The sequence below is a fragment of the Streptomyces sp. sk2.1 genome, from assembly GCF_008120935.1.
Classification (GTDB): Bacteria; Actinomycetota; Actinomycetes; order Streptomycetales; family Streptomycetaceae; genus Streptomyces.
In genome coordinates this window covers 1-1,909 of sequence record NZ_RDBO01000233.1, presented here as the reverse complement: position 1 = coordinate 1,909, position 1,909 = coordinate 1, and the positions used below count along the sequence as shown (strand labels likewise).

Genomic DNA, 1,909 nt, shown 5'->3' with positions numbered 1-1,909 from the left:
CTCGATGGTGCCCCAGCGGGTCTCGCTCTCCCACAACCGCACGGCCCCGGTACGGAACCCGGGCATCTCCCCCGTGTTGGTGTTCATCGTCAGCCCGAAGAACTCCGGCGGCACCCGGAGCGGTGCGACGGACCAGAGCGGCCCGTCGAACCGCTGGGCGGCGGGGGTGGCGCCCTCCCGTCCGGTGCCCGGGCCGCCGGCACGAGGCTGCCGGGCGGCGACGGGCCCGGCGGCGGCCCGGGCACCGGACGGGAGGGCGCCACCCCCGCCGCCCAGCGGTTCGACGGGCCGCTCTGGTCCGTCGCACCGCTCCGGGTGCCGCCGGAGTTCTTCGGGCTGACGATGAACACCAACACGGGGGAGATGCCCGGGTTCCGTACCGGGGCCGTGCGGTTGTGGGAGAGCGAGACCCGCTGGGGCACCATCGAGTCCCGGCGCGGCCGGTACGACTGGTCGGTCCTGGAACGGTCGGTCGACGCCGCCGAACGGCGCGGGCTGCCGGTCCTGCTCACCCTCTCCGGCACACCCCTGTGGGCGGCCCCGGACGGACGCAAAGGCGCCTACGCCGACTCGCGCGCCTCGCCCCCGGCCGATCTGGCGGACTGGGACCGCTTCGTGGAGAAGGTCGCCACGCGCTACCGCGGCCGCGTCGAGGCGTACGAGCTCTGGGACTACCCCAGCCATCCGCTGCACTACGCCGGAAGCGTCGCCGTCCTCGCGGAGATGGTCGAACGGGCGTCCCGGATCATCCGCCGCGTCGACTCCGGGGCGCTGGTGGCCTGCCCGTCCTTCGGGGAGCTGTGGGAGGAGCGGGGCCGCGAGCTGCTGCGCCGGTTCGCCCGCACCGGCGCGTACGAGAACTGCCACGCGGCGGCGCTGAAACTGCCGCCGCGCAGGGCCGATTCGCCGCCGGAGGAGATCATCGACCTCGCCCGGAACGTGCACGACGTGCTGTACGAGGAGGGCGTGGGGCAGATCCCGGTGTGGAACACCGGGCCGGACCGGAACGTCGCGGTCACCCCGCCGCTGGACGCCCGCCGCGCCCGCGACTACGCGGTGCGCTTCTATCTGGCGGGTCTCTACAGCCGGTACTACGGGGTGGAGCGGATGTACTTCTACAGCTGGGGGAGCACCGGTGTGCCGCTCGTGGTGCAGCCCGTCGGCGGGCGGCCCACGCAGGCCGGGCTGCGCATGGGGCGGCTGCGGCAGTGGCTGGACGGCGCCCGGATCGCCGCGTGCGGGCAGGGCGGGCAACTGGGCCTGCCCGAGGGCGCGTACACCTGCCGCTTCGAACGGGACGGCAGACCCTTCGTCATCCGCTGGACGACGAAGGGGCGCGTCGACCTGCCCGTGGCCGAGGGGGAGCACCTGCTGCGCCGCATGGACGGCCGGACCGTCCGCCTCCGGGCCGGTGACCGGATCGGTTTCGGCGAGGAGCCGGTGCTGGTCGAGTACCGCGAGGGCTGAGACCGGACGCGCCGGTGCCCGCCGTGCGGGCCGGGTGGCGGGCGCGGCGGACCGGGCGCCCGGCGGGGAGGGACCGGCGGCACCGCACGGGGGAAGCGGGTGCCGCCGGGGTTCGGGGAGCCGTTACCGGCCGAGGGCGGCCACGCCGGCCCGGGCGAACTTCTCGTCCAGGTCGCCGGACGGGGCGCCGGCGACGCCGATGCCCGCGATCGGGGCGCCCTTCGCGGTGACGGGGGCGCCGCCGCCGAGGAAGAGGGTGCCCGGGATGTCCTTCAGCGTCGGGGCGTTCTCCAGGCGCTTGACCAGTTCGGAGGTGGGGGCGTTCCAGGAGACGGCGGTGTAGGCCTTCTTCACGGCCGACTCGTAGGACTGCGGGCCGGCGCCGTCGCCGCGCAGGGTGACGACGGTGTTGCCGTTGCGGTCGACGACGGCGACCGAGACG

Annotated in this window: 2 protein-coding genes; one reads left to right on the top strand and one right to left on the bottom strand. The window is 75.3% G+C overall.

What is annotated here, in order from left to right:
* Positions 1-342: 342 nt before the first annotated feature.
* Positions 343-1,467, top strand: coding sequence for a hypothetical protein (locus tag EAO76_RS43005; protein WP_148841640.1), 1,125 nt, complete (start codon positions 343-345; stop codon positions 1,465-1,467).
* A 123-nt stretch (positions 1,468-1,590) separates the two neighbouring features.
* Here the strand turns inward: EAO76_RS43005 and EAO76_RS43000 are convergent.
* Positions 1,591-1,909: heme-binding protein (locus tag EAO76_RS43000; protein WP_148841639.1), on the bottom strand; the 319-nt coding region annotated here is incomplete at its 5' end.

Coding starts and splice junctions, on each gene's coding strand:
- EAO76_RS43005 (WP_148841640.1), top strand. CDS start 343: ATGAACACCAACACGGGGGAGATGCCCGGGTTCCGTACCGGGGCCGTG.